The following is a 26,339-nucleotide window of genomic DNA, read 5'->3' on the forward strand; positions in this document are numbered from 1 at the left end:
AACACCTGAGCTGTTCATGGAGGTGCAAAGCGTATCGGTTTGGGACATACTCGAAGTATGGTTCAGTTGATACGGGAGCACCGCGCGTGCCAGATCGCTCTATCCCCCCTGTGGGTGGCAACTTTCCCCCACAGGGGTTTACTCTCATCGAGCTACTGATCACCGTCGCGATCATCGGTATCATCGTCGGTATCGCCTACCCCAGCTATAACCGCTATGTCGAGCGTTCCCTGCGCACCGATGCGCATGCGGGCCTGCTTCAGGCCGCCTCCGAGATGGAGCGCTGCTATTCACGTCAATACTCCTACAATGGCTGTACCGTCACGGCCACCTCGCCCGATGGTAACTACGCCATTACGGTCGCCAATGGTGGTGACGAAGACGGTGGTTTCCTGCTAACGGCTTCCAGTGAGCGAGACGATGGCTGCGAACAAGACTTGCAGTACAACGCCCGTGGCGAAAGGCTGCCAGCTGCCTGCTGGTAAGCACCGGCAGCAAGGCGGCTTCTCCTTGGTCGAGGCACTCGTGGCGCTGGTGGTGCTGTCACTTGGCCTGATCAGTATTGCTGCCATGCAGCTGAAAGCCTTGCAGGCCGTGCAGCGCGGCTATCAGCAAACGCTGGTGAGCGTAGCGGCGCTGGATGCCCAGGAGCGAGTCTGGGCGGCAACGCGTCATGCCGAGGGCTGTCAGGATATCCCGCTTGCTGAGATCGAGCGTGCCTGGCACACGGCCTGGTTCGCTGCTTCAGGTGGGCCGCTTATCCGCCATGCCAGGGCGACTGATAGCACCATTACTCGGCAAGATTGCCTGTTCGAGGTGACGGTCGGGCTGGACAGCGCGTTGGACGCAAGCGCCCAGTCGCTTGTTTATCCTTTTCAACTCCCTCTTTAAAGAGTGTGGCGGCGCCTATGGAGAGGCAAAACGGCTTCACCCTGACCGAGATGATGGTGGCCATGGTGGTGGGCGTCATCATCGTGATAGGGGCAGGGCAGCTCTTCTTGAGTACTCTGCACACATTTCGGCAGACTGAAAGTCTCGGGCGCCAGCAGGAGGCGCTGATTTTCTCCGTTGCCCACATTACGGCCACGTTACAGCGCCACGGGGCATACGACGCTACGGGAGAGCCGTACTACCGGTTACAGTGCGTCCCGTCAGCCAGTGAGTGTCGCTGCACACTACAGGATATGTCGCGAGCGCAGCCGCTGGTGACCTTCCAGGCTGCAGAGGGGGGCTCCTGTGCACGCGATGAACCCGTCGGCACCGTCGTTGGACAGGCGCCTGACGTGTATCAAGTAGTGTTGCCGTTAGGACCCAGTGGTCAAGCAGTCACTTTTCATGTGACCCATCGTGAAGCGTTATTCCATCCGGATGAATAGCCTGGGGGGCTCGAGCAGATGAGCACTCAGCGAGGCGCTGCGCTGGTCATTGTCATGGTGCTGCTGGCCAGTGCTCTGGTCACGGCGATGATGGGCATGCAGTCCGCCCTGGTGGACGAGCGGCTCGCGGGCAATTTCCGTGCTTCCCTGCAGGCTCAAATGAACTCAGGGAGTGCGGCGGCACACGCATTGTGGCGATTCGACGAGCTATCGTGGGAAGGCGCGCCGCAGATAGAAGTTCCCGCCACGGTGCGCTTCGAAGACTATCTTGGTCATCCCCATGCCCAGCGCGTGTCCCAGGATTGCCCATCCCAGGGCTGCCTGTTCGTGCCGGTGGTGTTTCAAGGCGAATCATGGGTCATGGCGTTGGGGGCCGTGCTGTCTGAACGTGATGGCATCGTGGCCCAGAGTGAGCCCGTCTTCGTGCGGCTGGAGCTGCATGAGGATGGACAGGCAGTCGTGGTTTGGAAATAGGCGTACAATAGCGTATCGTTTTTCACCTTTATTCAGTTGGATCCAGATCATGAGTCAGATAGCCAAAACCCGCGTGCTGACCGGAATTACCACGACGGGGACGCCTCACCTCGGCAATTACGTCGGGGCCATCAAGCCTGCCATCGAGGCAAGCCAGGACCCTAACGTGCAGTCGTTCTACTTCCTGGCCGACTTTCACGCCCTGATCAAGTGTCAGGATCCCAAGCGTGTTCAGGCATCGCGCATGGAGATCGCCGCTACCTGGCTGGCGTTGGGTCTGGATACCGATAACGCCATCTTCTATCGCCAGTCGGATATCAGCGAAATTCCCGAGCTGATGTGGATGCTGTCGTGCGTCTGTGCCAAGGGCCTGATGAACCGAGCCCATGCCTACAAGGCCGCCGTGGCCGAGAACGAAGAGGCAGGCGACCAGGATCCGGACAAGGGCATTACCATGGGGTTGTTTAGCTACCCGGTACTGATGGCCGCCGATATCCTGATGTTCAATGCCCATAAAGTGCCGGTCGGGCGCGATCAGATCCAGCATATCGAGATGGCACGTGATATCGCTGGGCGCTTCAACCATCTGTTCAAAGGGCAGTACTTTGCTCAGCCGGAAGCCGTGGTCAACGAAAAGGCAGAGGTGCTGAAAGGCCTGGACGGTCGCAAGATGTCCAAAAGCTACAACAACACCATTCCGCTTTTTGTCAGCGAGAAAAAGCTGCAAAAGCTGGTGCGTAAGATCAAGACCAACTCTTTGGAACCTGGTGAGCCCAAAGACCCCGACACGTGTACGCTGTTCCAGATCTATGCCGCGTTTGCCAGCGATGCCGAAACCGCCACCATGCGTCAACAATATGAGGAAGGTATTGGCTGGGGAGAGGCCAAGGATCAGGTCTTCGAATACCTCAATGCCCATCTCAGCGCGCCGCGTGAACGCTATAATGCCTTGATGGAAGACCCAGCCCATATCGAAGCCATATTGCAGAAAGGCGCTGAGCGTGCCCGTGCCGAGGCATCCATTACCATGGATAAGCTGCGTTCGGTGGTTGGGCTGGGGCGTTTTGTTTAATTATTCACTTTTGGAATATTAACCTTTCAATAAAGAATTTCCGGCGTTTACGCCTCGCCGTTAGGCTTATAACTATTGTCCAACTTAGCCAAGCGCCTTGCTGTTGCAGGCGCTTTTGGCGTTGCTAACAGGTGAATTATGGCGACTACCTCAATGGTGGCTTCGAGCTCGTACCGCGTGCCCCTTCTGGCCGTGGCAGCGATTGTGCTGGGGGCGCTCGTGATTGGCGTCATCTTTGGCGCCAATATCGGGCTGCTGATGATCGTGGGTGGCCTGCTGGGTATGGTGCTCTATCATGCAGCGTTTGGCTTTACGGCGGCCTGGCGGGTGTTCATTACCGAGCGTCGTGGGCGTGGCTTGCGGGCGCAAATGATCATGCTGGCGATTGCCGTAGTGTTGTTTTTCCCGGCGCTGGGGGCGGGGTCGCTGTTTGGTACGCCGGTGAGTGGCTTCGTCTCGCCGATCGGCATTTCGGTGCTGTTCGGTGCGTTCATCTTCGGTATCGGCATGCAGCTGGGGGGCGGCTGTGCCTCGGGCACGCTGTTTACTGCTGGCGGTGGTAATGCCCGTATGCTGATTACCCTGGTGTTCTTTATCGTGGGCTCGGTCATTGGCTCCGCGCATTTCACCTGGTGGCAAAGTTTGCCCGCCTTCCAGCCGGTGTCGTTGGTCAATGTGGCTGGTGTGGGTGGCGGCATCGGCATCAGCCTGGTGCTGTTCGCTGCCATTGCCGCCTTTACGGTGATCATGGAGAAGCGCCGTCATGGCCAGCTGGAGCAGGTGCCCACGGTCGATAAGCCCGGCGTGGAGCGCTGGCTCACGGGCCCCTGGCCGCTGGTGGCGGGGGCCGTGGCCCTTGCGCTGCTCAACTTTGCCACTTTGGCATTGGCGGGTCGCCCCTGGGGCATTACCTCGGCCTTTGCGCTGTGGGGCGCCAAGGCGTATGAGCTGGTGGGCGGCGATGTGAGCCAGTGGGGTTATTGGCAAGCACCGGGTAACGCGGCCGCGCTGGAAGCCAGCGTATGGAGCGATATCACGACGGTCATGAACGTGGGTATCATGCTGGGGGCACTGGCTGCCGCCCATCTGGCCGGGCGTTTCGCACCGAATTTCCGTATTCCGCTGCGCTCGGTGTTGGCCGCTGTGATTGGTGGCCTACTGCTGGGGTATGGTGCGCGTTTGGCGTTTGGTTGCAATATCGGTGCTTACTTCAGCGGCATTGCGTCGGGTAGCCTGCATGGCTGGGTCTGGATGGCAGCAGCATTTGCGGGCAACATGATCGGCGTGAAACTGCGGCCGTTTTTCTTTGCCGGGGAAGAGGGGCGTCGTCCCACGGCCAAGAGCTGCTGATCGATAGCGTTTTGGTGTACTCGATGAACACCTCGGCCATGGCCGGGGTGTTTTTTTATGGCCATTGCTGGCGCTGCTTCTACCTTTGTCGCACGACCATGTTACATTACGCACAAACGTCGCCAACGCCCAGCGTTGCTGCATTGCAATAGCAATTGACATAAAAAGAGAGTGCCATGTCTACGAAGAGTAAGCGCCCCCTGTACATTCCTTACGCCGGTCCTTCGCTGCTTGAAATGCCGCTATTGAACAAAGGCAGTGCGTTTACTCAAGAGGAGCGATTGGCGTTCAACCTGATCGGCCTGCTCCCGCAAAAAGTCGAAACCATCGACGACCAGCTCGAACGTGTCTATCGCCAGTACCAGCAGTGCCATAGTGACCTGGAGCGCCATATTCATCTGCGCGCCATTCAGGACGATAACGAAACGCTCTATTTCCGTCTGGTGTCCGAGCATCTGGAAGAGATGCTGCCGATCATCTACACCCCTACCGTGGGGCAGGCGTGCCAGGAGTTTTCCAATATCTATCGTAACCACCGGGGCTTGTTCATCAGCTATCCGGACCGCGAACATATGGACGACATCCTGCGTAGTGCCACCAAGGACAACGTGAAGGTCATTGTGGTAACCGACGGCGAGCGTATTCTTGGCTTGGGTGACCAAGGTATCGGCGGCATGGGTATTCCTATCGGTAAGCTGGCGCTGTACACCGCTTGTGGCGGCATCAGCCCTGCCTACACGCTGCCGATCATGATCGACGTGGGCACCAATAACCAGGCGCTGCTGGATGACCCGATGTACATGGGGTGGCGTCACGAGCGAGTCAGCCAGGAAGAGTACGATGCCTTCATGGCCGAGTTCATTTGCGCCGTGAAGCGTCGCTGGCCGAATGTGCTGCTGCAGTTCGAGGATTTTGCCCAGGCCAACGCCGTGCCATTGCTGGAGCGCTACCGCAACGAACTGTGCTGCTTCAACGATGACGTGCAGGGAACGGCCTCTGTAGTGGTGGGTACGCTGATGGCTGCCTGTCAGGCGCGGGGCGAAACCATTGCGCAGCAGCGGGTGGTGTTCGTGGGCGGTGGTTCGGCGGGGTGCGGTATCGCCGAACAGGTAGTGGTCTCCATGGAGGCCGAAGGTTTGACCGAAGCAGAGGCGCGAGCGCGCATCTTCATCGTCGATCGGGATGGCTTGATGACCACCGACCAGACCTGGCAGCGTGATTTCCAGCGTCGTCTGGCCCATGATCCTGCGCTGGTAGCCAACTGGAACGGTCAGGGGCTGGAAGAGACCATCGCCCAGATCAAACCCACCATCCTGATTGGGGTCTGTGGCCAGCGGGGCATCTTTACCGAACAGGTCGTGCGTACCATGCATGCAGGCTGTGAACACCCGGTCATCATGCCGCTCTCCAACCCCACCTCCCAGGCAGAAGCCGTGCCTGAGGACGTGATTCGCTGGACCGACGGCCAGGCCTTGGTAGCCACGGGTAGCCCCTTTGCGCCGGTGGTCTACAACGGGCGGACCTACCCCATTGCCCAGTGCAACAACGCTTATATTTTCCCCGGTATTGGCCTGGGGGTGATTGCCGCCGACGCCCACCGCGTGACCGACGAGATGCTAATGAGCGCCTCGCGTGCTCTGGCCCGTGAAGCACCGCTGGTCAGGGAGGGGCAGGGTGCGCTGCTGCCACCGCTGTCGCGCATTCGTGAAATCAGTAAGTCGATTGCTTTCGAAGTGGCTGCCCAGGCGCAGCAAAACGGCGTGGCGCTGAAAACCAGCGGCTCGGAGCTGCGTGAGCGTATCGAAAAGTCCTGCTGGTCGCCGGAGTATCGCTTCTACCGTCGCCGCGCTTTCTAAGGCGCGGTGCAAAAAAAGCCCCCACCAAGGTGGGGGCGATGCAAGCATTGGAAGTTTTTACCGTTAGGCTGCGCCGATCATTTTGCGCAGCACGTAGTGAAGGATACCACCGTGGCGGTAGTAAGCCAGCTCATTGGCGGTATCAATTCTGCATTTGGCATCAATGGTACGCTCCTGGTCGCCCTGTTTGATGACCACTTTGACCGTGCCGCCTGGGCTCAAGTCGTTTAATCCCGCAATTGAAATCTCTTCGTCACCGGTGAGCCCAAGGCTCGTGCGGCTCTCGCCTTCGGGGAACTGCAGCGGTACGACGCCCATGCCAATCAGGTTGGAACGGTGGATCCGCTCGTAGGATTCGGCAATCACCGCCCGTACGCCCAGCAGTCGGGTTCCCTTGGCTGCCCAGTCGCGGGAAGAACCGGTGCCGTACTCCTTGCCTGCCACCACCACCAGCGGCGTGCCTTCTTCCTTGTACTTCATGGCGGCGTCATAGATCGACATCTGCTCACCACTGGGCACATGGCGCGTTTCACCCCCGACCACGCCGTCCAGCATTTCGTTCTTGATCCGCACGTTGGCAAAAGTGCCGCGCATCATGACTTCATGGTTGCCTCGGCGTGAGCCGTAGGAGTTGAAGTCCACGGGCTTGACGCCGTGCTCCTGCAGGTAGCGGCCAGCAGGGCTGTCGGGCTTGATGGAGCCTGCGGGGGAAATATGGTCGGTGGTGACGGAGTCACCCAGTATCGCCAGTACCCGAGCACTCTGGATATCTTCGATGGCATCGGGCTCGCGCTGCATGCCTTCGAAGAAGGGTGGGTGCTGGATGTAGGTGGAGGAGGGCCACTCGTAGACGTTGCTTTCCGGCACCTTGATCGACTGCCACGTTTCGTCGCCTTCGAAAACGGCGCCGTACTCCTTGCGGAACATCTCGGTGTTGACCTTCTGTACGGCGTTGGCGATATCTGCCTGCGAGGGCCAGATGTCTTTCAGGTACACCGGATTGCCATCGCTGTCTTCCCCGAGGGGGTCGGTGGACAGGTTGCATTGAACGTTGCCCGCCAGTGCATAGGCCACCACCAGCGGCGGTGAGGCCAGCCAGTTGGTTTTGACCAGCGGATGCACGCGGCCTTCGAAGTTGCGGTTACCCGACAGCACGGAGGCAACGGCAAGGTCCCCCTGTTGAATGGCTTTTTCGATGGCGTCGGGCAGCGGACCGGAGTTGCCGATACAGGTGGTGCAGCCATAGCCCACCAGGTTGAAGCCCAGCGCATCCAGGTCATCGTTCAGTTCGGCAGCGGCCAGGTAGTCGGTGACCACCTTGGAGCCAGGCGCCAGGGACGTCTTGACCCAGGGTTTGGTGGCCAGCCCCTTCTGACGCGCGTTACGTGCCAACAGGCCCGCCGCCATCATGACGCTGGGGTTGGAGGTATTGGTGCAAGAAGTGATGGCCGCGATGACCACGGCGCCGGGGTCCAGGTTGAAATCCTGCTCACCCATCTTGACCGCTTGGCTATCGTTATGCTGAAACGAGCGTTCGAAGCTCCGGTCGATGCCGACGGCGGTCTGGCCGCCTTCCGAGGAAAGCTTGCCCGTTTCCGTAGAAGGGTAGGACTTGCCATCTTCCTCCATGACGCTGGCGAACGCCTTGGGCATGTTCTTGAGAGAGACGCGATCCTGCGGGCGTTTGGGGCCTGCCAGGCTGGCTTCCACGCTGCTCATGTCGAGGCTGAGGGTATCGGTGAAGATGGGCTCGTCACCGGGCTCACGCCAGAGCCCCTGGGCCTTGCTGTACGCTTCGACCAGCGCGACCAGCTCGTCTTCACGGCCGGTCAGGCGCAGGTAATTGAGGGTTTCATCGTCCACCGGGAAGAAGCCGCAGGTGGCGCCATACTCGGGGGCCATGTTGGCAATGGTGGCGCGGTCCGCCAGCGGCAGGTCTTTCAGGCCATCTCCGTAGAACTCGACGAACTTGCCGACCACGCCCTTCTTGCGCAGCATCTCGGTGACCGTGAGGACCAGGTCGGTGGCCGTAATGCCTTCCTGCAGTTTGCCGGTCAGTTTGAAGCCGATAACCTCGGGAATCAGCATCGATACCGGTTGGCCCAGCATGGCCGCCTCGGCCTCGATGCCGCCTACCCCCCAGCCCAGCACACCCAGGCCGTTGATCATGGTGGTATGGGAGTCGGTGCCTACCAGCGTGTCCGGGTAGGCGAAGGTCTTGCCGTCTTCTTGTTTGGTCCAGACGGTGCGGCCTAGGTACTCCAGGTTGACCTGGTGGCAAATGCCGGTGCCGGGCGGCACGACACTGAAGTTGTCGAACGCTTTCTGGCCCCAGCGCAGGAACTCGTAACGCTCGCCGTTACGCTGCATTTCGATATCCACGTTCTCCTGAAAGGCCGTGGGGTTGCCAAACTTGTCGACCATGACCGAGTGGTCGATGACCAGATCGACCGGAGAGAGCGGGTTGATGCGGGCGGGGTCTTCGCCCAGGGACTCGACCGCTGCGCGCATGGAGGCGAGATCCACGACCCCCGGTACGCCGGTGAAGTCCTGCATCAGAACGCGGGCAGGGCGGTAACCTATTTCGCGGCTGGACCGCCCCTCGTTTTGCCAGTCGACCAAGGCTTGCATGTCGGCCTGTTCGACGCTCTCGTCGTCAGCGAAGCGCAGCTGGTTTTCGAGCAGAATCTTGAGCGTCTTGGGCAGCCGGTCGATGTTGCCCAGCGTTTCGGCTGCTTTGGGCAAGCTGTAGTAGTGATACTCCTGGCTTCCTGCCGTCAAGGTATGAAGCGTGCTGGGTATCTTGCTCATTCCATTCTCCTCTCGATCGCTTATGGGTATCGCAACGGTCACTGTGTTCCAGAATAACGCTGATCAACAGTATGGCTCATGTAGGGCACATGGGTGTGGCGGGGTCGCCTTTCAAGCCATCTTGGCCTAATAGCGTAGACCAACCCTTGTAATTACTTGTACTCGACGCCATTTCAGGCAGACTCTTCTGCGAATGTCGGCCCTGCAACGAATGTCGACGACGAACTCTGCTCAATTGTCACAAAGGTGGTGTCATGGAAACGCGTCATGAACGTTTGATCATTCTAGGCTCTGGCCCGGCGGGGTACACGGCAGCGGTTTATGCCGCTCGGGCAAACCTGAAGCCGCTGCTGATTACCGGCATGCAGGCGGGTGGCCAATTGACCACGACGACCGATGTGGACAACTGGCCTGGCGATGCCGAGGGCGTACAAGGGCCTGAGTTGATGGAACGCATGAAGCAGCATGCCGAACGTTTCAACACCGAAGTGCTGTTCGATCATATCCACGAGGTGAGCCTGGGCGAGAAGCCCTTCACCTTGAAGGGCGATAGCGGCGTCTATACCTGCGACGCCCTGATCGTGGCTACCGGCGCCAGCGCTCGCTATCTGGGGTTGCCGTCAGAGCAGCAGTTCATGGGTCAGGGGGTCTCTGCCTGTGCTACCTGCGACGGTTTCTTCTACCGCAATCAGGAAGTGATCGTGGTCGGCGGTGGCAACACGGCGGTCGAAGAAGCGCTCTACCTGTCGAACATTGCCTCCAAGGTCACGTTGGTGCATCGCCGCGATACGCTTCGCGCCGAAAAGATCCTGCAAGACAAGCTGTTCGAGAAGGCGGAGGCAGGCAAGATCGCCTTGGAGTGGTTTTACGAGGTGGAAGAAGTGCTGGGCGACAACACCGGTGTCACCGGCGTGCGGGTGAAGTCGACGCAGGACGGCAGCACCAAGGAGATCCACGCGCCTGGGCTGTTCATCGCCATCGGCCACAGCCCCAATACGGGTATCTTCGAAGGCCAGCTGGAAATGAACGGTGGCTACATCAAGGTACAGTCCGGCAGCGAGGGTAACGCCACGGCCACCAGCGTGCCAGGCGTGTTTGCCTGTGGCGACGTCATGGACCATATCTATCGCCAGGCCATCACCTCGGCGGGCAGTGGCTGCATGGCAGCACTGGATGCCGAGCGTTACCTGGACGGTATTGCCTGAAGCGGCCATGGCTAGCAGTCGATAGGCGTCTTATCAATACGCAGTCGGCCTAGCGGACTCAGCACCAGCCGCTTGCCCGTTTCGCCCGTCGCGCACACGTCGAAGCTGCCGTTATAGCCGCTGGCATGGCCGAGTGGCGTGTACGTCACTCGATGCCAGCCACGGCTATAGGTGGTGTAGGTGGCCAACTGGCCGGGAAAGGTGCGCAACACCTGCGCTGGCTCGATGGTATCCGTGGCGCGTCCTTTCACCACCATCAAGGTGTCGTGCCAGCTCGCAGTGCAGGCAGTGTGTTGTGGGTTGGCTGGGCAGACGGTGACCGCCGTGCGCTGGGTAATGGCCGTATTGCGCGCCAAGGCAAACGCAGCCTGCAGCCGCGTCGTTTCACTGTTGAGCATGCTGTGGTGCCCCAAGGCTTGAAAACCTGGGGCCAGCCAGGCAGTCATGACGGCCATCAGCACCAGGGCCACCATCAGTTCGAGGAGCGTAAAGCCTCGCTGAACCGAGCCAGGCCGTGGGTGTGCAGCGGTATCGCATGTCATCATGAGACCCTCTGTGTACGGTCATGGGGCTCATCCTAGAGGGCCTTGTGCTCTTTTTATGTAAGCCAAAACGGACAAAGCTTGTGAGCCATATCTTAATTATTGGCGGCGGTGTCATCGGCATGATGACCGCGCTCCAGCTGGCTGATGCAGGGCAGCAGGTCACGTTGGTGGAGCGCGGGCAGTGTGGCCAGGAGGCTTCCTGGGCGGGTGGGGGTATCGTCTCGCCGCTCTACCCCTGGCGTTACGGTGAGCCGGTGTCGCGGCTCTCGCGCTGGTCGGAAGGGGTCTACCCCACGCTGGCGCTACGGCTGCTGGAAGAAACGGGCATCGACCCCGAGTATCGCCAGAAAGGCCTGCTTTACCTGAACGTGGAAGATGACGAGCAGGCGCTGGCGTGGGCTCGGCAAATGGGCAAGCCGCTCGAACGGGTCGAGGCAGAGGTCGTGCAGCAGAAAGAGCCCGCCGCGCTGGCCTCTGGCGGAAGCGCTCTGTGGATGCCGACGCTGGGCAGCATTCGTAACCCCCGCCTTGGCCAGGCGCTGCGGGCCCGGCTGGCGGCGATGCCGAGCGTCACGCTGGTCGAGCAGTGCCAGGTCACCGGCTTCCTCCAGCGTCAGGGCAAGGTCGTGGGGGTGGTCACGGGGTCGGGCGAGCTGCATGCCGAGCGAGTAGTGGTATGTGGCGGAGCCTGGGCAGCCCAGCTACTGGAAGGCCTGGGTATCCAGTTGCCCGTTCGGCCCGTGAAAGGGCAGATGATCGCTTATCAGACCCCGCCAGGGCTGGTGCAGCGGGTGGTGCTCAAAGATGGTCGCTATGTGATTCCGCGCAACGATGGTCTGCTGCTGGTGGGCTCGACGCTGGAAGAGGCCGGGTTCGATAAAACCACTGATCAGGACGCCTTGGCGTCGCTGCGCCAGAGTGCTGAAAATATCATTCCTGCGCTGGCCAGGTACCCCGTGGCGTATCACTGGGCGGGGCTGCGTCCGGGCTCCCCGGACGGCATTCCGTTCATCGGGGCGCTGCCGGAATTTCCCAACGTGTTCGTCAATGCAGGGCACTACCGCAATGGGCTGGTACTGGCTCCCGCCTCGACGCATCTGCTGGTCGACCAGCTATTGGATCGTGAGCCGCTGATCGACCCCGCGCCTTACTTGCCGGTGGCGCTATGTCGGGGGTAGCGCATCAAGCATTACCGTCGTCGCGATCACGCTGTTCCTGCAGGAAGCGGTCGCGGTGGGCGCTGCAGCAAAACCACTGCTCATGGTCACGCAGTGCCTCGCTTTCCGGCACGTGAACGTCGCACCAGCGGCAGCGCACCATCTGCCCGCCTTCATGGCGAGGAGCGGGGGGCTGCTGCTGGGAAAGGCGGTGCTGGCGATACATGCCGTAGAGTTTCAGGCCTGCATAAAACAGCACCGCAAAAATAATCAGCCGAATGATCAACAGGTTCATCCTCGATAACTCCCATACCGGGAAAAAGCGGGCAGCACGCCTGTAGCCGTATGGCCTTTGCCAGCAGGCGCACCTTGCGGGACAATGCCCCAAGTGCCATCGTATTCTGAAGATTCTCAAGAGATTTTGACGCCCATGCAAGACTTAACGCTGGTAATGGCCCAACTCGACCCGCTAGTGGGAGATATTCCCGGCAATGCCGCGCGCGCCATCGAGGCCGTGCGTGAGGCGAGGATCGAGCATGGGGCGGACATTGTGGTCTTTCCCGAGCTGTTTCTTTCCGGCTACCCGCCGGAAGACCTGCTGCTGAGGCCTTCCATGGAGGCGCGCCTGCGCGAAGCCCGCGCCAAAATGGCCGAGAAGGTGGCCCGAGACGTGCTGGTCATCATTGGTTATCCCGGCGTGCGTGAAGGCAAGTGCTACAACATGGCGGGCGTGCTGTACAACGGCCAGTGGGAAGCAGAGTACGCCAAGCAGGCGCTGCCGAACTACCAGGTGTTCGATGAGCAGCGCTACTTCACCCCCGGCACCCAGCCACTGGTTTACGAGCACAAGGGTGCCAAGCTGGGGCTGTTGATCTGTGAAGACTTGTGGGAAGGCTCGCCGGTCAAGGCGGCGCAGGCGGCCGGGGCGGAAGTATTGATCAGCCTGAATGCCTCACCCTACCACCAGGACAAGCCCACCGAGCGGCTGCGCCTTCTGGAGCAGCGGGCTCAGGACGTTCAGCGCCCCATTCTCTACGTCAACACCATTGGCGGCCAGGATGAGCTGGTGTTCGATGGCGGTTCTTGCTGTGTGGATGAGCAGGGCCAGCTCAAGGTGCTGGCCCCTTACTGGCAAGCCGGGCTGATGCCCGTTCAACTGCTGCAAACCAGCGCCGAGCGTTGGGAGCCCCAGGCCGGAGAGATCGAGCCGGAAGTCATGCCGGAAGAGAGCCTTTACTGTGCGCTGGTCACCGGGCTGCGTGACTACGTCAATAAAAGCGGCTTCAAAGGCGTGGTGCTGGGGCTTTCCGGCGGCATCGACTCCGCCTTGTCGCTGGCGATTGCGGTGGATGCGCTAGGGCCGCAGCGCGTTCAGGCGGTCATGATGCCTTACCACTACACCGCCGATATCTCCAAGCAGGATGCCGCCGAGCAGGCCAAACTGCTGGGGGTGCATTATGACGTGATGCCCATCGAGCCCATGGTAGAGGCCTTCATGGCGACCCTGGCGGATAGCTTTGCGGGCACCGAGCGTGACACCACCGAGGAAAACCTGCAGTCGCGCTGCCGAGGCGTGCTGCTGATGGCCATTTCCAACAAGAAAGGCCTGATGGTGCTGACCACCGGCAACAAGAGCGAAATGGCCGTGGGCTATGCCACGCTCTATGGCGACATGGTGGGCGGCTACAACGCCATCAAGGATGTCTACAAGACCTGGGTCTACCGCCTGGCTCGTTGGCGTAACACCCAGTCGTCGGCCATTCCGGAGCGGGTCATCGAGCGTCCGCCCAGCGCAGAGCTGGCGCCCGACCAGCAGGATAGCGATTCCCTGCCGGATTACGATGTGCTGGACGCGATTCTGGTGCGCTACATCGAAGGGGACATGAGCGCCGAAGCCATCATTGCGGCGGGTTACGACGAGAACGATGTCTACAAGGTGGTGAAGCTGGTGGACCGCTGCGAGTACAAGCGTCGCCAGGCTCCGGTAGGTGTACGGGTCACGCCGCGTGGTTTCGGGCGTGACCGTCGTTACCCCATCGTCAATGGCTGGCAGCCGGGCGAGTAGCGCCTGCTGCCAGCCGCGACCAGCCCTAAGCCAGTACGGGAGGAGGTGCCAGGCAATGCTTGGCCATCTCCTCCGGTGCCACCGGCTTGCAGAAGTAGTAACCCTGATAGGCATGGCACTGGTGCGCGTTGAGATAGCGCCAGTGCTCGATGGTTTCCACACCTTCTGCAATCACATCAAGCCCCAGTGAACGCCCCATGGCAATGATGGTTTCGACGATGGCCATGTCGTCGGCGTCCTGATGAACATCGCGCACGAACGACTGGTCGATCTTGATCTGGTCCAGCGGTAAGCGCTTCAAGTACTGCAGCGAGGAGTATCCGGTACCGAAGTCATCCATGGCAAAGCTGATGCCTAGCGCCTTGAGCTGGTGCATCCGGTCGATGGTGTCCTCCACTTTGCCGATCACCGTGCTTTCGGTCAGCTCCAGCTTCAACCGATGGGCAGGGGCACCGCTGAGCTTCAGCGCGGTGGCGACTTCATCCACGAAACCGGGTTGTTGAAACTGCTTGGCACTAACGTTTACCGCTAGTACCAGATGCCGGGTGTGTTCCGTTGCTTGCCAGGCCGCCAACTGCTCACAGGCCGCGTGTAGCACCCAACTGCCAATCGGCACGATCAGCCCGGTTTCTTCCGCCAGGGGGATGAACATGCCTGGGGAGACAAACCCACGCTCAGGATGCTGCCAGCGAATCAGCGCTTCGGCACCAATGCTCCGCCCCTGGTTGTCTACCTGCATCTGGTATACCAGCACGAACGCTTTCTGCTCGATGGCCAGACGCAGGTCGCGCTCCAGCTCCGTGCGGCTTTCCAGCTGGGCTTGTACTTCAGGGTCATAAAAACGCAGGCCGTTCTGTCCGCCGCGCTTGGCCAGGTGTACCGCTGAGTTGGCGTACTGGAACAGGCTGTCGATGCTCTCTTCCAGCCCTTTGAACAATACCAGGCCCTGGCTGACGTTGAGGAACTGCTGACGGCCTTCCAGGCAGTAAGGTTGGGTCAGGGTGTGGCTCACCTGCTGGGCAAAGAACTCGGCTTTTTCGGCCGCTTTCAGCTGGTCTTCATCCAGGCCGTCCACGATGATGGCAAATTCGTCTCCGCTGAGTCGGCCAATGGTGCAGCCCTCGGGCTGCAGTGTCTCCAGCCGTTTGGCCATCTGCTTGATCAACTCATCCCCGGCGCGGTGGCCAATGCCATCGTTGATACGCTTGAACTCGTCCACGTCCACATAGATCAGGCTACCGTAGGTGCCCGTTTGGGCGTTGGTTTCGAGGGAGTGCTGAAGATGCTCGCGCATCAGGCGCCAGTTGGGTAATTCGGTGAGTGAGTCGTAGTAAGCAAGCTGATGTACCTGCTGCTCGGCATGACGCCGCTGGTGTTCGGAGTCGCGCAGAGCCAGTAGCGAGGCCGAAATGCGTTGCAGGGTTCCGCTATGCTGCTGGCTGAGCCGCTTCACTGCCTGCATGTCCGGTAACTGATCCGAGCGCTTGGAAAGGGCGAGAATGGCATCGCCCACGATGACCAAGCGTTGATTGATCCGCCATGCCGCGATCATCGCCGCGCCCAGCAGTAGCGAGAACAGCCCAATGCCGGTCCAGAGAATGGAATTGCGCTCGTGGGTCAGCGCCAGGTACGACTCGCGATGTCGATCACTGGCCCGCTGGGTCAGGGCTTCGAAAATCTGCTGAGAAAACAGGTTGAACGTCGTGAAGTACTGCTGGGCTTCACGTAGATAATAGCCAGTGTCTCCCTGATCCAAGGTGGCGGCTTCGTTCGCCATGTCCACAAAACGACGGTAATCGAAGAAGGCGCGCTGCAGAGTGTCCGCACTTTCTTGGCTGAGATCGTAGATCAGGGGTGAGGCCGCCAACTGGTCGATGCTCTGACCAATTCGGGAAAGCTCCAGATTGATGATGCCATACTCGGAATAACGCTGCATGGCACTCAGGTTGGTGTCGGTTGCCTGGCTGAGGACTTCGGTGACCCGCTGATGCAGATCGCTCAACTGGCGGTCAAAGGTGGCCATTTGCACCAGCGTGTCCAGATCATTGGACTGTAGCTGGTGGTTTTGCAGCGACTGCTCTTTCAACACCTGAGTGGCAAGCGCCAGCAGCATGGCGGGTAACACCACCATCAGTACCGGTAGCAAGAACACCATAAACAGGCTTTGGGAAGGTTTCATGATAACCTCGAAGGGAAGGCAGTGGCCGTGATGCAGTGCATCACGGCCTGTCTAAATAGTTAACGGCAAAGCGCGCGTTTTATTTAGAAACTTCCCCACTCGGGCTCTGCCGAGGTCGTTTTCGAGGCGGGTAACGCCGGTGTCGTGGCGGCAGGGCGCTTCAGTTCTTGAGCCGGAGCGTGTTGCTGGCGGGAAGGCGTCGCGCCAGTGGTGGCAGGCAGTTTGAACGCCCCCATGGCGTGGAGCAGCTGATGCGCGTTTTGGCGTAAGTTGTTGGCCGCCGTGGCGCTCTCATGAACCAGCGATGCGTTCTGTTGGGTCACCTGATCCATTTCGGTCACGGCTTGCCCGACTTCCTGCACGCCAGCACTCTGTTCAGCGCTGGCATGGCTGATTTCCTGCATGATGCTGGTCACCCGCTCGATGGCGTGGACGATGTCTTCGGTCGATTTGCTGGCCTCTTCTGCACGCTCGTTACCATGGTTGACGCGTTCGAGGTTGCTGCTGATCAAATCATTGATTTCCCGGGCAGCATCGGCGCTGCGCTGGGCGAGTTTGCGAACCTCTTCGGCAACCACGGCAAAGCCTCGGCCATGTTCACCGGCCCGTGCGGCTTCCACCGACGCATTCAAGGCCAGGATGTTGGTCTGGAAAGCAATCGAGTCGATGGTGGAGATGATGCCGGCAATTTCCTGAGAGCTCTTGTTCAGGTCGTTCATGATGGCCACGACATGGTGCACCGCTTCACCGCCCTGGGTCGCCGTCTTCGAGGCGCTGGCAGCCTCATGACTGGCTTGCTCAGAGTTGTCGGCGTTCTGCCTCACGGTGCTGTTGAGCTGCTCCATGGCAGACGCCGTTTCTGCCAGTGCACTGGCCTGCTCTTCGGTGCGGGACGCCAGGTCATTATTGCCTTCCGCGATCTGCTCGCTGTTGGAAGCGACCGCCTCGGCCGATGCGCGCACCTGCGTCACGATATCTTGGAGCTGCTTGGCCATGGCGACCTGGGAAGCCATGATGCTGCGTGTATCATTCTTCTTCACACGGCCTTTGGTCGCCAGCTCACCGCGCCCAATCGCTTCTGCAAATGCCTTGACTTCATAGGGTTCGGCGCCCAGCTCTCTGAGCAGCTGGCGTGACAGGAACACCGCAATCATGCTGCCAATCAACAGGGCAAACAGGGTCAGGCCCAGCATCTGCAATTGAAAACCTGAAGCCGTCGCGCGGGCATCCTCGGTGGTGGCATTGTTGATCTGCTCTTGCAGGTCGATGAATTGATTGATGCGGCTCAACCACTCGCGGTAAGACGGGCCCGCTTGTTCGAGCATCAACGCCTGCGCCTGCTCATATTGGTCAGCGTTCCTGGCATCGATCACTTGCTCCGACAGGGCCATGGTGGCAGTGGCCTGATCATTGATGCTGCTCAGCAGCGCCTGCTCTTGTGACGTGGCGGGGTACTGCTGGTTCAGGTCACGCATCTTGCTGATGGCAGTGTCGTAGAGGCCACGCAAACGGGTCAGCTCGTCTTGCAATGTGCCCAGGTTGCCGTTGCCTGCCGTGATGACCACGTCGCGCAACACGATCGCGCGATCATGTACACTGCCTCGCATGTCCACGGCGAATCGCTGCTTGGCTCCGTTGATATCGTTGATCTCGTTCAGGCTGCGGTCGATCTGGTTGACCTGATAGATACCGGCTGCTGTCAGCAGTACCAGCAATAGCAGGATCGTCGAGAAACCGGCGGTCAGTCGGGTGCTGATTTTCGTGCCGGCTAGGCGTTTATACAGGGATGGCATAAGGAAGCTCCTCAGGCGCCGTGCAGGCGCTTTATTATGTTCGGCGGGGCAATAATAGCGCCGCGTGAATATTTTGTACAATATTTGTATCGGTATTGGTTTTTGAAAATCTAATCAAGTATCTGTTAATTAAGCTTTTGTGACAAAAACAAAAAACCACGCCAAAGCGTGGTTAGATAAGATGCATCGATTGTATAGCTTTTAAAAAGGGGGGGGCTAGTACCCCGCTTCAGCGTTAGTTACGGCCGCCGTTGTATTTAGGCACGAAACGGCTGCCCTGAAGCTGCTCGTGATCAGGCGCATTTTCACGCAGCACGGCCAGCACTTCGCTGGCGCGATCTTGCATGCCCATGCCCTGGTAACCTTCTACCATGGTGGCCAGAGCATCCCGCGTGGCGTTGGATTCCGGATAGTTTTCAACGACCCAGCGACCGCGCTCGATGGCCGCGAGGAAGGCGCCACGACGCAGGTAGTAGTCGGCGACATGCAGCTCATGGCGAGCCAGCAGCTCACGCAGGTAGACGATACGCTGCTGGGCATCCGGGGCGTATTGGCTTTGCGGATAGCGTTGAATCAGCTCGCGGAAGTCGTTGTAGGCATCCCGTGAGGCGCCCAGGTCGCGCTTGGAAATATCGATCAGGCGCAGGCGTTCCAGGCTGAAGCGCCCTGCTTGCCAGGCGGACAGCCCGCGCAGGTAATAGGCGTAATCCACTTGCGGGTGGTCAGGGTGCAGGCGAATGAATCGGCTGGCCGCCGCGCGGGCCTCTTCCCAGTTACTGTTCTCGTAGTAGGCGTAGATCAGTTCGAGCTGGGCCTGTTCGGCATGAGGGCCAAACGGGTAGCGGGTGTCCAGGGCTTCCAGGCGCTCGATGGCGATAGGGTAGCGATTGCTGTCGAGGGCCGTACGGGCCAGCTCATACAGCTCGCGCTCTTGAACACCGGCAAGCTCGTCTTCGTCTTCCGGAGTGGTGTCATTGCTGGCACAGCCTGCTAACAGGGCAAGACTCAGGGCCAGGGCGCCAAAGCGGTTGGCAGCGGAAAAAACGCGCATCATCATCCTCGTTGCAAACAAGCCTCAATCACCGAAAAGCGACGATGGCCATAAGTAGAAATGGTAGAATAGGTCGCAGTCAGCCCACTATAAAACACCTGAGCGCAAAACGCAGGCTTGGCGATACTTTGCTGTAAGGGGTTAGCGGTGTCGTATCATCCAGAAGTAGGCGTGTTTGTGTCATAAAGAGGTCATTCATGTCTCGAATTGTGGAAGCCACGCAGCGCGTCCCCGCCACCCTGGCGGGCGCACGCTTGGACCAGGCCGCCGCGGAGTTGTTCAGCGATTATTCCCGCGAGCGCTTGAAAGCGTGGATCAATGCGGGAGAGCTTACGGTCGATGGGGCCAAGGCCAAGCCCAAGGCCAAGCTGCACGGTCACGAAGTGTTGGCGCTCCACGCCACCATCGAAGAAGACACTCGCTTTGCGCCCCAGGACATCGCCCTGGACATCGTTTATGAAGACGACGACGTCATGGTGGTCAACAAGCCTGCGGGAATGGTGGTACATCCTGCCGCAGGCAATCCCGATGGCACGCTGCTCAATGCGCTGCTGTTCCATCACCCTTCGCTGGCAGAAGTGCCCCGAGCGGGCATCGTCCATCGGCTGGACAAGGACACCACTGGCCTGATGATGGTGGCCAAGACCCTGCCCGCGCAAACGGCGCTGGTGGAGCAGCTTCAGGCGCGGACCGTGTCACGCCAGTACGATGCGGTCGTGCTCGGCAAGCCGGTGTCGGGCAGCACGATCGACGCCCCCATTGGTCGGCATCCGAAGGATCGCAAGCGCCAGGCCGTGACCGCCTCGGGCAAGCCTGCGGTGACGCATTTTCGTGTCGTCGAGCGGTTCCGCGCGCACACCCACGTGCGCTGCCAGTTGGAAACCGGGCGTACTCACCAGATACGCGTGCATATGTCTCATGCGCGTTTTCCGCTGGTGGGCGACCCGCTGTACAGCGGTCGCGCCAAGCTACCGCCGGGGGCAGCCGGGCCATTGAAGGAGATTCTGCGTGAATTTCCCCGTCAGGCGCTGCATGCGCGCCAGTTGAGCTTCGTCCACCCCACCAGTGGAGAAACGCTGACCTTCAAGGCGGAGCTGCCTGACGATTTGCTGATGCTGCTGGATTATCTGCGTGAAGATAGCGAGACCATGCGATGAGCGATGCCATAGACCTGCGCCCCACGCTGCTGCGCCCTGATTGGGCGGCGCCTGCCAACGTGCAGGCCTTTGTGACCACCCGCGAGACAGGCCCCAGCCAGAACGACTTCGCGGCGTTCAACCCGGCAGCCCACGTGGGCGATAACGCCGACCACGTGGCGCTTTGTCGTCGGCTGCTGCACAAGGAAATCGGCGATAGCCGTCCGCTGCTGTGGCTCAATCAAACCCACGGGGCACGGGTGCAACAGGAGTATCAGGAAAGCGTGCCAGAAGCCGATGCCTCGGTGGCCAGCAGCAGCGACTATGCCTGTGTGGTACTGACCGCCGACTGCCTGCCGGTGCTGTTCTGCAATCGGCAGGGCACCCAGGTAGCGGCGGCCCACGCCGGATGGCGCGGGCTCGCCGGTGGTGTGCTGGAAGCCACGGTGGCAGCGATGAACTGCGACCCCGAAGACATTCTGGTGTGGCTTGGCCCGGCGATCTCCAATGCCCAGTTCGAGGTGGGCCCGGAAGTGTACGGCACCTTCGTGGCCATCCAGCCCGACACCGCAGAAGCCTTCGATCATAGCCCTTATCGTCTGGGCCATTACATGGCCGACCTGTACCGCCTGGCGCGCTTTCGCCTGGAGGCGTTGGGCATCCATCAGATCAGCGGTGGTCACTTCTGTACGGCCTGCGAATCGCGCTTTTACTCTTATCGGCGGGATAACGGCAACACCGGCCGCATGGCAAGCGTGATCTGGATCAAGTGAGCAGTCGGGCAGCGGCTGGTTAATATCGCACGCCTCTTGAAATGGCCATAACTGCCGCCATGTTACTTGTCAAGCTAATCGTCTTTAGCACGTTCAACGACAGGTTATCGGGGTGCGCCGTGGGTCGAAACGCACGGCACCCCCCCCAGGAGGCACTCCATGCGATTCGATAAATTTACTGCCAAGTTGCAGGCCGCCATTGCCGAGGCTCAATCCCTCGCCGTGGGGCGTGGCCACAATCAACTCGACCCTGCCCATTTGCTGCTGGCGCTGCTCGACACGCGCGATACCGGCATCAAGGCGCTGATCGAAAAAGCCGAAGGCAGCGGTTCCCGGCTGCGCGACGGCTTGCAGCGCCAACTGGAAGACTTGCCCAAAGTCAGCCAGTTCGACGGCGAGGTCCAGCCTTCTCGGGAATTCGTCAAACTGATGAACCTGACCGACCGCGAAGCGCAAAAGCGCGGCGATCAGTTCATTGCCTCCGAGCTGGTGCTGCTGGCAGCGCTGGAAATGAACGGTGCCATCACCAAACTGCTCAAAGAGGCCGGGCTGACGCGCAAAAGTCTCGAGGCGGCCATCGACAGCCTGCGTGGGGGCTCCCGCGTTGACGACCCCAACGCCGAAGATCAGCGTGAAGCGCTGAACAAATATACCCTCGATCTGACCCAGCGAGCGCTGGAAGGCAAGCTCGACCCAGTGATCGGTCGTGACGACGAAATTCGTCGCACCATCCAGGTGTTGCAGCGCCGCACCAAGAACAACCCTGTACTGATCGGTGAGCCGGGCGTGGGCAAGACCGCGATCGTCGAAGGCCTGGCCCAGCGTATCGTCAATGGGGAAGTGCCCGAAGGCCTGAAGGAAAAGCGTGTGCTCTCGCTGGATATGGGGGCGTTGCTGGCGGGCGCGAAATTCCGCGGGGAATTCGAAGAACGGCTGAAAGCCGTGCTCAAGGAGCTCTCCCAGGAAGAAGGTCGGGTGATCCTGTTCATCGACGAGCTGCATACCATGGTGGGCGCAGGCAAGGCGGAAGGCGCCATGGACGCTGGCAACATGCTCAAGCCGGCGTTGGCCCGAGGCGAGCTGCACTGTGTCGGGGCCACCACGCTGGATGAGTACCGTCAGTACATCGAAAAAGACGCGGCCCTGGAGCGGCGCTTCCAGAAAGTGCTGGTGGACGAGCCCTCGGAAGCGGATACCGTGGCCATTCTGCGCGGCTTGAAGGAGCGTTACGAAGTTCACCACGGTGTCGATATCACCGACTCGGCCATCATCGCGGCGGCCAAACTCTCGACCCGTTATATCACCGACCGCCAGCTGCCGGACAAGGCCATCGACCTGATCGACGAGGCTGCATCGCGCATCCGTATGGAGCTGGACTCCAAACCGGAGGAGATGGACCGTCTCGACCGCCGTCTGATCCAGCTCAAGATGGAGCGGGAGGCGCTCAAGAAAGAGACCGACGACGCCACGAAAAAGCGTCTGGAAGCCCTCAATCAGCACATCCATGAGCTGGAGCGCGAGTACGCCGACCTGGATGAAATCTGGAAGGCGGAAAAGGCCAGCATCCAGGGTGCAGCGCAGTTCAAGGCCGAGCTGGAGCAAGCGCGTATCGACCTCGAACAGGCGCGCCGCCAAGGGGATCTTGGGCGCATGTCGGAGCTGCAGTACGGCAAGATTCCCGCGCTGGAGAAAAAGATCAGCGAAGCGGGTGAGGGTGAAGCCGATACCACCAGCCATCAGCTGCTGCGCTCCAACGTGACGGAAGAGGAGATTGCCGAAGTCGTGTCCCGCTGGACCGGCATCCCGGTGTCCAAAATGCTCGAAGGCGAGCGTGACAAGCTGCTGCGCATGGAAGATGCCCTGCACGAACGGGTCATCGGTCAGCACGAAGCCGTGGAAGCAGTGGCCAACGCGGTGCGGCGTTCCCGGGCGGGTCTCTCCGACCCCAACCGCCCCAACGGCTCGTTCCTGTTTCTGGGCCCCACCGGGGTGGGCAAGACCGAGCTGTGCAAGTCGCTGGCCAATTTCCTGTTCGATACCGAAGAGGCCATGGTGCGCATCGATATGTCCGAGTTCATGGAGAAGCACTCCGTGGCCCGTCTCATTGGCGCACCGCCTGGCTACGTCGGCTATGAAGAGGGCGGTTATCTGACCGAAGCGGTGCGCCGCAAGCCGTACTCGGTGCTGCTGCTGGATGAGGTGGAAAAAGCCCACCCGGATGTGTTCAACATCCTGCTCCAGGTGCTGGAAGATGGGCGCTTGACCGATGGTCAGGGGCGTACCGTTGACTTCCGCAATACGGTCATCGTCATGACCTCCAACCTGGGCTCGGACATCATCCAGCGCATGGGAGGCGACACCAGCAGTGACGACGGCAGCGACTACGAGCTGATGAAACAGGCAGTCATGGAAGTAGTGGGCAATCACTTCCGCCCTGAGTTGATCAACCGTATCGATGAAGTGGTGGTATTCCATGCCCTTGGCCAGGAGCAGATTCAAGCGATTGCCGGTATTCAACTGGAGCGCCTGAAGGCTCGCCTGGCAGAGCACGACCTGAGCCTGGAAATCAGTGACGACGCCATGGCGCAATTGGCAGTGGTTGGCTTCGACCCCGTATTTGGCGCGCGGCCGCTGAAACGTGCCATCCAGAGCCGCATCGAAAACCCGCTGGCGCAGGATCTGCTGGCTGGCAAGTACGCCCCGGGCGATACCATTCGCATCAGCGCGGGTGAAGGCAAGCTGATCTTTGGCTGATCCCGTAGGGGCTTGCTGCGCAATCAAATAGGGCGAATGCCCCGTCAGTGACGCTGGCGGGGCATTTTTTTGCAGCGACTGCGACCTTTGTTGCGTTTGCTCGGATAGGTGGTTGACACGCCAAGGGCGCTAATGGAATCTTGTGGGTTCCTGATTTGCGGGCGCGGAACCAGCGGGCAATCCCTCACCACCGCGCGAAGGGTAGGCTCACGCCTCTACCCGCCGAAGGACTTCCGGGCTCGGGCTAACCGCCTGACCTGGCCAACGCCCCGACACGGCAAACCGCCGTGTAAGGGAGGCACGTGTCAAGCTCGCCACGTCCAGACAGGCCATGGTGACCAGCAACGCGTGCTCCCGATGAGAGTGCAGGCCCTAACCGGGCCATATTGCCAGGGTTTGGCATCAGGTGCCGGCATGGGCCGGCAGCGGCATACCGCCGCACTCGACCCCGCAGGATGTCCTGCGGATCGCACTCGAGACCTCCAGGGGAGAAATACAGTGGAACTGCTTTCCGGCGCAGACATGATCGCCCGCTTCTTGCAAGATGAGGGCGTAGAGTACATCTATGGTTATCCTGGCGGTGCGGCACTGCATATTTACGATGCGCTGTTCCGCCAGGACAAAGTGAAGCACATCCTCGTGCGTCACGAGCAAGCGGCCACCCACGCGGCTGACGGCTATGCCCGTGCCTCCGGCAAGCCCGGTGTGGTGCTGGTGACGTCCGGCCCCGGTGCGACCAACGCAGTCACGGGTATCGCGACTGCCTACATGGACTCCATTCCCATGGTCGTGCTGTGTGGTCAGGTCATGAGCCACCTGATTGGTGACGACGCCTTCCAGGAAACCGATATCGTCGGCGTGACCCGGCCCATCGTGAAGCACAGCTTCTCGATTCGTCACCCTTCTGAAATCCCGGAAGTGCTGAAAAAGGCCTTCTACCTGGCCTCTACCGGTCGCCCCGGCCCCGTGGTCGTCGATATTCCCAAGGACATGACCGCGCCCACCGAGCGCTACGAGTACGTGTACCCGAAGAAGGTCAAACTGCGCTCCTACAATCCGGTGACCCGGGGGCATACCGGGCAAATCAAGAAAGCCGTCGAGATGATGCTGAAGGCCAAGCGCCCGGTGTTCTACACCGGCGGTGGTGTGGTCACCGGCAAGGCCAGCGAAGGCTTGACCGATCTGGTGAAGCAGCTTGGTTATCCGATCACCACCACGCTGATGGGCATTGGCGCTTACCCGCAAAGCGACCGCCAGTGCCTGGGCTGGCTGGGCATGCACGGCTCGTATGAGTCCAACATGGCCATGCACCACGCGGACCTGATCATTGCCATCGGCGCACGTTTCGACGACCGCGTGACCAACAACACGTCGAAATTCTGCCCCACGGCCAAGATCATCCATGTGGACGTCGATCCCAGTTCGGTCTCCAAGACCGTGCGTGCCGACGTGCCCATCGTCGGTCCAGCCGCCAGTGTCATCAACGAGATGATCAGCCTGGTGCAGGGGCACGAGATTGCCCACCCCGAAGCGTTGGCCGACTGGTGGCAGAAGATCGACGGCTGGCGCGCCGAGCGGGAAGGCAAGCTCTATGAGCCCTCCAGGCCCGGCGAGGCGCTGAAGCCCCAGGAAGTCATCGAGGCGCTGTGTCGCGTCACTCGGGGCGAGGCGTACGTCACCACCGACGTGGGCCAGCACCAGATGTTTGCTGCGCAGTACTACAAGTTCGACAAGCCCAACCGCCTGATTACCTCCGGTGGCCTGGGCACCATGGGCTTCGGCTTTCCGGCCGCCATGGGCATCAAGCAGAACTTCCCCGAAGACGACGTGGTATGTGTCACGGGGGAAGGCAGCTTCCAGATGATGATGCAGGAGCTTTCCACCTGTAAGCAGTACGGGGTGGGGGTCAAGATCGTCAACCTGAACAACGCGTCGCTGGGGATGGTGCGCCAGTGGCAGGACTTGAACTACAAATCCCGCCATGCGCACTCCTACATGGAGTCGTTGCCCGACTTCCATATGCTGATCGAAGCTTACGGGTTTACCGCCATCACGGTCACTACCCTGGACGAGCTGGAGCCAGCGCTGGAGCGTGCCTTTGCCAACAAGCATGAGCTGGTATTCCTGGACGTGAAGGTCGACCCCTTTGAGCACGTTTACCCGATGCAAGTGCCGTTAGGCGCGATGCGTGACATGCTGCTGTCCAAAACGGAGCGTACCTGATGCGTCATATCATCTCGATTCTGATGGAAAACGAACCGGGTGCGCTGTCACGTGTAGTCGGGTTGTTCTCTCAGCGTAACTTCAACATCGAAACGCTGAACGTAGCACCGACGGAAGACCCGTCGCTGTCACGCTTGACGGTCACCACCATCGGTGACGACCGGGTGATCGAGCAGATCACCAAGCACCTCAACAAGCTGATCGACGTGGTGAAGCTGGTCGACCTGACCGAAGGTAACCACATCGAGCGGGAGTTAATGCTGGTGAAGGTCAAGGCGCTGGGCGCTGCCCGTGATGAAGTGAAGCGTACCGTGGATATCTTCCGCGCCCAGGTCGTGGACGTGACACCGAGCCTCTACACCGTTCAGATCACCGGCGATGCCTCCAAACTGGATGCTTTCCTGCAGGCCATGGCGCCGGTGGGCATTCTGGAAGTGGCGCGCACGGGCGTCTCCGGCATTGCCCGCGGTGACAAGGTGCTGTCGCTCTGATCGCGCGTTAGTACCCACCCCAAAACCG

21 protein-coding genes are annotated in these 26,339 nt (G+C 60.3%); 15 read left to right on the forward strand and 6 right to left on the reverse strand.

The window, feature by feature from the left end:
- Positions 1-86 precede the first annotated feature (86 nt).
- The 7 genes from KVY02_RS02520 (at position 87) to KVY02_RS02550 (ending at position 6,128) form a co-directional block, all read left to right on the forward strand.
- A complete protein-coding gene (locus KVY02_RS02520; protein ID WP_269799722.1) occupies positions 87-485 on the forward strand; it encodes a type IV pilin protein in 399 nt (132 codons plus the stop codon).
- Positions 486-510: 25 nt separating this feature from the next.
- Positions 511-891: a type IV pilus modification PilV family protein gene (locus tag KVY02_RS02525; RefSeq protein WP_230478472.1), complete on the forward strand. Its 381-nt coding sequence runs from the start codon at positions 511-513 to the stop codon at positions 889-891.
- Positions 892-908: 17 nt separating this feature from the next.
- On the forward strand, positions 909-1,376 hold the full coding sequence (locus KVY02_RS02530; protein ID WP_081138852.1) for a PilW family protein: 468 nt from the start codon (positions 909-911) through the stop codon (positions 1,374-1,376).
- An 18-nt stretch (positions 1,377-1,394) separates the two neighbouring features.
- Entirely contained in the window at positions 1,395-1,850 is a 456-nt protein-coding gene (locus KVY02_RS02535; RefSeq protein WP_081138854.1) for a pilus assembly PilX family protein, read from the forward strand.
- Between the two features lie 49 nt (positions 1,851-1,899).
- Positions 1,900-2,922: a tryptophan--tRNA ligase gene (locus tag KVY02_RS02540; RefSeq protein ID WP_096921537.1), complete on the forward strand. Its 1,023-nt coding sequence runs from the start codon at positions 1,900-1,902 to the stop codon at positions 2,920-2,922.
- Positions 2,923-3,060: 138 nt separating this feature from the next.
- The gene (locus KVY02_RS02545) at positions 3,061-4,272 is read left to right on the forward strand and encodes a YeeE/YedE family protein (protein WP_081138857.1); all 1,212 of its coding nucleotides are present in this window, start codon (positions 3,061-3,063) and stop codon (positions 4,270-4,272) included.
- A 176-nt stretch (positions 4,273-4,448) separates the two neighbouring features.
- Positions 4,449-6,128, forward strand: coding sequence for an NAD-dependent malic enzyme (locus KVY02_RS02550; RefSeq protein WP_081138858.1), 1,680 nt, complete (start codon positions 4,449-4,451; stop codon positions 6,126-6,128).
- Between the two features lie 63 nt (positions 6,129-6,191).
- Here the strand turns inward: KVY02_RS02550 and acnA are convergent, their stop codons facing one another.
- Entirely contained in the window at positions 6,192-8,939 is a 2,748-nt protein-coding gene (gene acnA, locus KVY02_RS02555; RefSeq protein ID WP_081138860.1) for an aconitate hydratase AcnA, read from the reverse strand.
- Between the two features lie 254 nt (positions 8,940-9,193).
- On the opposite strand from acnA, the gene trxB reads away from it, so the two are divergent.
- Positions 9,194-10,144, forward strand: coding sequence for a thioredoxin-disulfide reductase (gene trxB, locus KVY02_RS02560; RefSeq protein ID WP_039182403.1), 951 nt, complete (start codon positions 9,194-9,196; stop codon positions 10,142-10,144).
- 11 nt (positions 10,145-10,155) lie between these two features.
- On the opposite strand, the gene KVY02_RS02565 is transcribed toward trxB, so the two are convergent.
- Positions 10,156-10,689, reverse strand: a complete 534-nt coding sequence (locus KVY02_RS02565) for a GspH/FimT family pseudopilin (RefSeq protein ID WP_081138862.1) — start codon at positions 10,687-10,689, stop codon at positions 10,156-10,158.
- 80 nt (positions 10,690-10,769) lie between these two features.
- Here KVY02_RS02565 and thiO point away from each other — a divergent pair, with 80 nt between their 5' ends.
- Positions 10,770-11,867 (forward strand): glycine oxidase ThiO, encoded by a 1,098-nt coding sequence (thiO, locus tag KVY02_RS02570; RefSeq protein ID WP_081138863.1) that lies wholly within the window; start codon positions 10,770-10,772, stop codon positions 11,865-11,867.
- 4 nt (positions 11,868-11,871) lie between these two features.
- Here thiO and KVY02_RS02575 read toward each other — a convergent pair whose 3' ends face one another.
- Positions 11,872-12,141, reverse strand: a complete 270-nt coding sequence (locus KVY02_RS02575; RefSeq protein ID WP_081138865.1) for a PP0621 family protein — start codon at positions 12,139-12,141, stop codon at positions 11,872-11,874.
- A 135-nt stretch (positions 12,142-12,276) separates the two neighbouring features.
- Here KVY02_RS02575 and KVY02_RS02580 point away from each other — a divergent pair, with 135 nt between their 5' ends.
- The gene (locus tag KVY02_RS02580; RefSeq protein ID WP_081138866.1) at positions 12,277-13,911 is read left to right on the forward strand and encodes an NAD+ synthase; all 1,635 of its coding nucleotides are present in this window, start codon (positions 12,277-12,279) and stop codon (positions 13,909-13,911) included.
- Between the two features lie 25 nt (positions 13,912-13,936).
- Here the strand turns inward: KVY02_RS02580 and KVY02_RS02585 are convergent, their stop codons facing one another.
- The 3 genes from KVY02_RS02585 to KVY02_RS02595 form a co-directional block, all read right to left on the reverse strand.
- Positions 13,937-16,090 (reverse strand): putative bifunctional diguanylate cyclase/phosphodiesterase, encoded by a 2,154-nt coding sequence (locus KVY02_RS02585; protein WP_218314261.1) that lies wholly within the window; start codon positions 16,088-16,090, stop codon positions 13,937-13,939.
- 83 nt (positions 16,091-16,173) lie between these two features.
- Positions 16,174-17,883 (reverse strand): methyl-accepting chemotaxis protein, encoded by a 1,710-nt coding sequence (locus KVY02_RS02590; protein ID WP_218314263.1) that lies wholly within the window; start codon positions 17,881-17,883, stop codon positions 16,174-16,176.
- Between the two features lie 235 nt (positions 17,884-18,118).
- Positions 18,119-18,934, reverse strand: coding sequence for an outer membrane protein assembly factor BamD (locus tag KVY02_RS02595; RefSeq protein ID WP_016916046.1), 816 nt, complete (start codon positions 18,932-18,934; stop codon positions 18,119-18,121).
- A gap of 197 nt (positions 18,935-19,131) precedes the next feature.
- Here KVY02_RS02595 and rluD point away from each other — a divergent pair, with 197 nt between their 5' ends.
- The 5 genes from rluD (at position 19,132) to ilvN (ending at position 26,311) form a co-directional block, all read left to right on the forward strand.
- Positions 19,132-20,091 carry a 23S rRNA pseudouridine(1911/1915/1917) synthase RluD gene (gene rluD / locus KVY02_RS02600; protein WP_081138870.1) on the forward strand — a complete coding sequence of 320 codons (960 nt, stop codon included), beginning with the start codon at positions 19,132-19,134 and terminating at the stop codon, positions 20,089-20,091.
- Positions 20,088-20,843, forward strand: a complete 756-nt coding sequence (gene pgeF, locus KVY02_RS02605) for a peptidoglycan editing factor PgeF (protein ID WP_081138872.1) — start codon at positions 20,088-20,090, stop codon at positions 20,841-20,843. Before rluD ends, pgeF begins: the two co-directional genes overlap by 4 nt.
- A 159-nt stretch (positions 20,844-21,002) precedes the next feature.
- Positions 21,003-23,597: an ATP-dependent chaperone ClpB gene (gene clpB, locus KVY02_RS02610; RefSeq protein WP_016916049.1), complete on the forward strand. Its 2,595-nt coding sequence runs from the start codon at positions 21,003-21,005 to the stop codon at positions 23,595-23,597.
- Between the two features lie 498 nt (positions 23,598-24,095).
- Positions 24,096-25,820 (forward strand): acetolactate synthase 3 large subunit, encoded by a 1,725-nt coding sequence (locus tag KVY02_RS02615; RefSeq protein WP_218314265.1) that lies wholly within the window; start codon positions 24,096-24,098, stop codon positions 25,818-25,820.
- A complete protein-coding gene (gene ilvN, locus KVY02_RS02620; protein WP_016916051.1) occupies positions 25,820-26,311 on the forward strand; it encodes an acetolactate synthase small subunit in 492 nt (163 codons plus the stop codon). The genes KVY02_RS02615 and ilvN overlap by 1 nt, the downstream gene beginning before the upstream one ends.
- Positions 26,312-26,339: the final 28 nt, after the last annotated feature.

It is taken from the genome of Halomonas sp. 18071143 (genome assembly GCF_019211725.1).
Classification (GTDB): Bacteria; Pseudomonadota; Gammaproteobacteria; order Pseudomonadales; family Halomonadaceae; genus Vreelandella; species Vreelandella stevensii.